Origin of the sequence: Flavobacterium ginsenosidimutans, from assembly GCF_003254625.1 — a bacterium.
Lineage (GTDB): Bacteria > Bacteroidota > Bacteroidia > Flavobacteriales > Flavobacteriaceae > Flavobacterium > Flavobacterium ginsenosidimutans.
Genome location: NZ_QJRJ01000053.1, coordinates 1 through 7,608, shown reverse-complemented (window position 1 = coordinate 7,608; position 7,608 = coordinate 1). Strand labels below are relative to the sequence as shown.

Genomic DNA, 7,608 nt, shown 5'->3' with positions numbered 1-7,608 from the left:
TTTGTCGTAGCACTATAAGTCAGATTTGTTGTTTGTGCAGAGCTATTAAAACAAACTGCTCCCGCTGTTCCTAATGTAATAGTTGGAAGCGGATTAACTGTCACTGTAAAATTATTTCCTGTAGATACACATCCGTTTGCATTCTTTACTGTTAATGTTCCTGTATAAGTGCCCGCAGCTGTATTAGCAGGTACAGAAATACTGATTGGACTTGCTGGTAACGCAACGTCTGTAACGGCTGCAAAACTATTTGTCGGACTTGCATTCCAAACAATGCTGTATGTAGTAGGCGAATTTGTCGTTGCACTGTAAGCCAAATTTGTAGTTTGAGCAGAAGTGCTAGAACAGACTGCTCCCGTCGTTCCAAGCGTAATTGTTGGCAAGGCATTGACTGTAACAGTAAAACTATTGGTTGCAGATACACAGCCATTTGCATTTCTAACTGTCAATGAACCCGTATATGTTCCAACTGGCGTTGCGGCAGGAACAGCAATACTGATCGGGCTAGAGGTTAACGTCGCATTAGTGACTGCTACAAAACTATTCGCGGGAGACGCATTCCATGTTATGCTGTAAGTTGTGGGCGAATTTGTCGTAGCACTATAACTCAAATTAGCCGTTTGTGCTGATGCATTAAAACAAACCGCTGCCGTTCCCAAAGTAATAGTAGGAAGCGGGTTAACTGTTACTGTAAAATTATTAACTGTAGATGTACATCCATTTGCATTACGTACTGTCAAGTTTCCTGTGTAAGTTCCAGCTGCCGTTCCCGCCGGAATTGGAATATTGATTGGGCTTGACGGTAACGCTGCATTCGTAACAGCTGCAAAAGTATTTGTCGGCGATGCATTCCATGTAATGCTATAAGTTGTCGGCGAATTTGTAGTGGCGCTATAAGGCAATGTTGTACTTTGTGCACTCGCACTTGTACATACAGCAGTAGTGGCGCCTAACGTTATTGTGGGTAAAGGATTTACAACAACAGTAAAATTATTTACCGTAGATACGCATGCGACATTGCTTACAGTAAGCGATCCTGTATAAGTTCCCGCAGCAGTTCCTGCAGGAATAGCAATATTGATCGGGCTCGATGGTAAAGTTGCATTAGTAACAGCTACAAAACTATTGGCTGGACTTGCATTCCAAGTAATACTATAGTTTGTTGGCGCATTAGTAACCGCGCTATATGGTAAAGTTGTACTTTGTGCATTAGTACTCGCACATACTGCCGTAGTAGAACCTAAAGTAATTGTAGGCTGTGCCGATACCGTAATTTGAGTTGACATACCTATTGAAGAGGTGCAATCTACTGATGTTAAAGTATTAACTACAATAGTACTATTCCCTGTATTGGTAAATCCAGTTGCAGTAAAACTTCCAGATCCTGCCGTTGTTACTACCATCGTCGCTGTTAAATTATTAGCAGAAGGGCTGCTTCTATGATAGCTTACCGTATATGTCCCAACTGGTAAGCCAGCGGCTGTACTTGTCAATTGTACTTGAGAACTAGTTCCTATAGCCGTACAAACATTTGTAGCTGATACTGATGTTATGCTGTAGGTTTTACAGGTATAAGTAACATTAACAGAACCTCTTGCACCACTTCCCCCAATCTGTGAAACATTAGCACTTACCGCTCCGCCTCCGCCTCCGCCGCTAGCTGCACCACTAGTTCCTGCTAAATCTGTTAATATTACGGTTGATTGCGCAACTCCTCCAGCTCCTCCTCCTGAACCAAAATTAGCTCCGTTTCCACCAGCACCCGACGTAAGAAGTAAGCTTAATGCTGCACTATTTCCATTTGTACCATTTGCTCCTGCGGCTGTTGCTAGATTTCCAATAGCTCCAGTACCTCCAGCTCCACCCGTTGGAGTAGAAGTTGTTGTAGTATTACCATTTCCTCCCGATCCCCCTGGCGCATTAAAAACCCCTGTAAATCCTGTTATATAAGACGGTCCTCCTGAAACCCCATTACCGCTTCCTCCTGAGGTAGCTGGTGCAACTACAACATCCAAACTTGAAAGTCCTGTTGTCGTAATAGTTCCTCTTGCGTAAGATCCTCCACCGCCTCCACCGCCGCTTCGTCCTACTAAGGGTGTCACATTTGCTCCACCTCCAGCACCTCCAGCGCCCCAAGCTTCAACAGTAACGACATCCATACCTGCAGGAAGAGGAAGAGATCCGCTAGCTGTTAATGGATGCGAAATTTGCGCGTTGGAAGTAGTATAAAAAATTGAGAAAAATAAAATTAGAAAAAATTTAAATTTGCGATTAGAATTTAATGTTTTCCCAATGTAAGTTCTTAAAGTTGAAATGCTGAAGAAATTCAGTGTAGTAAGTAAATCTTTTTTCATCTTGTGGCATTTTAGTAATTGAAAAATAAATTCAAACTCAAACAAGATTAATTGCTCACTCAGAAGGATTAAGGTTTTTTATAGAATTAAAGAATCCCTCCAATATTAGAATTAAACTTAGGCAGGTAAAAAAACAGTATTAAAACTGCTATTGTAGAAGAAAAAAAATAGTATAAAACGGCTTGTACAAGTAACATTTAATCGACATAAATTACTTTTAATCGACAAAATATCATAACAAGGTACGATTTTATTTACATTGAAATTCATGTTGTAGTATTAAACATATAATTTTAACACTCAAAACTTAAAATTTACAAAAAATAAGAAAAAACTGTTAATTTGAATTTTTAACGACAATAATTACTTAATTATCAATATTTTACACAATAAAGACTGAATTTACAAAAACCTTTCACAAAATTTTGCGAAAGGCTTTAATGCGAACTTGTTCTATGGTTTAAAAAATCACTTTTTTTGAAGTTGAACTTCCATTTTCAAAAAAAACTTTAACTAATAAAACCTGATGAGAAGAAAACAGATTTTGAATAGAAAATTTATTTGTTTCGAGATTTTCTTTTCTATACAATTGGTTTCCCGAAATGTCAAATATTGCAATTTCCTTAAAATTCTCTTTGAAAGATTCAATCTGAATGGTTCTATTTTTAACTGAAAGTATTAGATCATTCAAATTCTTTTCAGGAGCTTTATTTCCTAAAGTATTATTGGCATAAATGATTAAAAAGCGACTATTAAAAGTTCCTATATCAGAGTCAAATTGATAAGCGCTTTCGCTAAGGTTATGAAGTTTATTTAAAGTTTTATCTACTAAAAATATAATTATTCCATTAAAGAATTCGTCTTCATGATCAAGCTCTAGTTTCAAACTGCCTTTAACGGTGCTTTTATACCCCAAAACAATAGAATCGTTTTCTGTAAATGGCCAAGCCTTGCCTTGAATGACCAATCTTTTATCATCAACAATACTATAAAAATCAACAACCTGATCTGAGCTTAAATAATTTGCATCATAATTTAAATCCAAACCATTTGAAGCGCCTTTTGCATAGCCAAGTAATATTTGCTTAAATGCCATTTCATCATTTTTTAGGTTCAGCCAAAAACGCTGTTTACTAGCTTCATCCTCAATTTTTGAATTTTTAGAAGGCTTAAAAAAAGCTCCATTGCGACCAGAAATTCTCATGCTATTATTAAACTCAACAAAACCAAGCATATTATTCTGCACAAAGAATGCCTGTCCCGAAGCTATCGTGCCATCTGGAGCATCGTTACTAACACCAGAATTCAAAGCCGGAGTTGTGCCAACACCACCTAAAAGGCTATATACTGCAAAATCATCTCTTGAATAATGATAATTTGCTGGTGGAGTATTGTGTGTCCAAAAATATAATCCTCCCTTAATTTTCTGAGAATTTTGCTTCAAGAATTCATCTGCACTAATCGCAGATGGATAGGGATTTCCAATTAAATAAGCTCCATTTTCTTTTATAAATTCAACTTCTACTTTGCCATTATTTGGAACTCCTTTAAACACTCCTTCAAATATTTCTCTTTCTGTTATCGAAAAATTCTGAGGAGCTCTTATGTTATATCCTTGTCCCGGAGCCATAACCATTGTCCCATTATAATTTATGTTCCAACGCGTATAGGGATCATACCAATAGAACTTATCTACAAGTGTATTGGGTGAGAAATCTATCATTTTTTGATTGTTTACTGGAGAAGACCAATAAGTGAGATCATAACGTATAACAGGTTTTGTTTTTCTTTTTAAATGAATAATTCCATTATTTACCATATCATCATCTGACTGATATAAACTAGCAGAATCTTCCAAAACCAGAGTACCAAAACCTGTGTAAGCAAATTCAATTCCTAAAGTATTTTTTTCTAACAATGTTACTGTTTTACCTTGGTCAATATTGCAACCGCAAACGGTAGTTGTAGTTAAATTAGGAAAGTTCTCTTTAAAATATACATCTTTTCCAGCAGAAGGAAATCCATTTGACCAAGAAGTTCCGTTCCAAATTGTCGTATTTACGCAAAGTTTTAAACGAGCAATTCTATGCTTTGAAATTCCATTAACTGAATTAAAATTTCCGCCAATTATCAATCTATAATCCTCAGAAAATTTCATTGCAAAAAGTGTATTGTTCAAAGGTGCGGTAAATGATTCATCACAAATTCCCGACGGAAGTAATCGCATCAATTTTGAACATTTGACATTTTTATAAGTTCCCGAAAATGCACCTCCAAGTAATATTCTATCATCAGGCTGTATCAAAATAGTGCGCACATCTCCTTTGGAAAAACCCGAACCTGAATCGAATGTTGTATCAAGGCTTCCGTTACTATTTAACCGAGTAATTCTCTTTTGCGAAACACCATCAAAAGTTAAAAACGAGCCTCCAACAATAATCTTTTGATCCGATTGTAAAGCAATGGCATAAACATACTTATCAAAACCGTTTCCGATATTAAACCTCTGATCAATACTTCCATCGTAATTTAGACGGACTAATCCCGCAAATGGCAATCCGTTAAAAAATTTAAAGTGACCGCCTAAAAGAATTTTTCCATCAGCCTGTACAACCGCTGTTTCAATAATATCATCGGCACCAGAACCAATATTAAACTGTAAATCTTTTGATCCATCGGGAAGGAGTCTTACAATTTTATTTGCATTTTCTTTTGATCCATTATACTTTGCAAATTTCCCTGCTACAATTATTTTTTGATCAGGCTGTATGGCTATTGTATAAACCTGCTCATCAAATCCTTCGCCAGCTCTGAAAGAATCATCGATTTGTCCATCTGCAAAAATCCTAACGATTCTATTATGAATCATATCATTGTACTTTTTAAATTTTCCACCAATAATTATCTTTCCATCATCTTGCAATGCGGCTGCTTTCACCAAATTATCTGCACCTGAATTTCCAACATTAAAAGATGCATCTAAAGAACCGTCTTCTAAAAGACAAGTTATTTTTGAAACTGGCGCATCATTAAACTTATTAAAATTTCCTCCAATGATTATTTTCTTATTTGGAAGTGGTAAAATGCTAAGTACAGAATTATCAAAACCAATTCCTGAAGATAAGTAAGCAATATCATGTTCTCCATCATTACCAATTTTAGCTAATCTGCCCTGATTTTGTCCATTAAAAACAGAAAAAGATCCTCCAATGAACCAATTCCCTTCTTCGTCAAATTCTAGGCTCAAAACAGAAGCGGAACCTGGTCCTGAACCAATATCAAAATCTGATTTTAAAGTGCCATCTGCATTAAGAAAAACCAATCTATTAACTTCAGCACTATTATAAAAACCAGTGAAAGAACCTCCGACCATTAAGTCGCCATTTGAATTAATTTTTATTACCTGAACCCCTGCTTTACTAAAACCTGATCCTGATAAAAAGCTTTCATCTTTTGTTCCGTCGGCGTTTAAACGAATAATTCGATTGGCTGGACTACCATTAAAACTTGTAAAATTTCCACCTAGAATAATTTTATTATCCGATTGCAAAACAATAGCATTAACGTCATCGTCAAATCCGCTTCCAATATTAAAACTAGCGTCAAAACTTCCATTAGGATTCAAACGTATGATTCTATTTGTCGGAGTTCCATTAAAGGAAACAAAGTTGCCAGTAAGAATTATTTTTTCATCAGAAGTAATCTTTGCATGTGTAATATTTAATAGCGATCCATTGCCTGTAGAAAATGAAGAATCGAGTGTTCCATTTGGAAATAAACGTGCCACTCTATTTACAGTAACATTTGTGTATTTTGTAAAGCTTCCAACGATAATTATCTTTCCGTCAGATTGCAATGCAATATCATAAATGATTCCAGTTGTAGCTCCGATTGAGGTATTGAAAGTAGGATCATAAGTTCCATCTGGATTTAATCGAATTATTCTTCCTGCGTTTATTCCATTATAACTCGTAAAGTTTCCAGCTAAAATAATTTTACCGTCTTCCTGCAAATAGGAGGCATAAATTTTACCATTAAAACCAGTGCCTGTATTAAAAGTATCATCTATTGATCCGTCGGGAAATAAACGGGTAATATAAGAGACCGGATGCCCGTTTAAACTTGAATAATCACCGCCAACAATTAAATTACCATCTTTCTGTAAAAGAAGAGTTCTAACGGGATCACTGAAACCATCTCCATTTTGTCCATCATCAATCACATTAAAAGTATTATCTAGCTTTCCTTGCTGCGCTAATATCTGATTGCTCGCTAATAAAGGAAGTAGAATTAGAAAGCTGAGTAACTTTTTAATCAAAACAATATAATTAAAGTTAATATTTGTAAGAATTAAACTAAAATTAAAAAGTCTTAATAGTTTACACAATACCAAGATTTAGGGATATTTCAACCATAAAAAAGCCCATTCTAAAAAAGAATGGGCTTCAAAAAATATATTTAAAATTTATTATTTCAAGTTCGAAAAAATAGCTTTTTTAGTAAATGTATATCCATTTTCTAAAGTCACTTTTACTAAGATTACTTGATCAGTAGAATGTAAATTTGTAATCTGTAATTCTGATGCGTTCACTTTGTTTTTGCTGTATAACAATTGTGCTCCAATATTATAGACATTTACTTCTTTTATTGTTTCTTGAGAAGAAGTGATTTTTACTACTTGATTTTTTACAGAAACTAAAACACTGTTTTCAAGATTCTCAAACTCTTCATTCCCTAAAGTTTTATTGGTGTACTTAAGCGTAAAACGATCCGTGAAGGTTCCAATAGCTGTATTGAAAGTATAATTTCCGGCACGAAGATCGGTTACCGTTCCCGCTGTCTTATCTTCCAGATAAACTTCCTGGGTGTCAAAGAATCCGTCCGCCTGGTCAATTGCGATTGTCATATCGCCCGCAATGGCTGATTTATATCCCAGCGGAATCACTTCCGTATTGTCAAAAGGAAGCGCGCGTCCTTGGATAGTCAGTTTCTTTGTTCCGTTGATGGTGTAGAAGTCAACATAAGAATTTGATCCCATCGTTGCCGCATCGTAGTTGACGTCAATATCGTTTGTCGCTCCCTGCGCATAGCCAAGCAGAACCTGTTTGTAGGCCCCTTCGGTATTGCTCAGAGTCATCCAAAGGCGGCTCTTCTCCACACTCTCTGTTTTTGCAGTTTTGTAGAACTGCGTGTTATTGCCGTCCACACGCATTACATTGGTGAAGTTCAGAGTCGCAGTGGTCGGCTTGCAGAT

3 protein-coding genes are annotated in these 7,608 nt (G+C 36.0%); all 3 read right to left on the bottom strand.

Translation table 11 applies throughout. The features are described 5' to 3' along the window. Positions 1 to 2,354, bottom strand: a 2,354-nt coding sequence (locus tag DM444_RS00310) for a beta strand repeat-containing protein (RefSeq protein WP_394364504.1), incomplete at its 3' end; no start/stop codon positions are given. 460 nt (positions 2,355 to 2,814) lie between these two features. After that, positions 2,815 to 6,672 carry a T9SS sorting signal type C domain-containing protein gene (locus tag DM444_RS00305; RefSeq protein ID WP_239455542.1) on the bottom strand — a complete coding sequence of 1,286 codons (3,858 nt, stop codon included), beginning with the start codon at positions 6,670 to 6,672 and terminating at the stop codon, positions 2,815 to 2,817. 150 nt (positions 6,673 to 6,822) lie between these two features. After that, positions 6,823 to 7,608, bottom strand: a 786-nt coding sequence (locus DM444_RS00300; protein ID WP_204251651.1) for a T9SS sorting signal type C domain-containing protein, incomplete at its 5' end; no start/stop codon positions are given.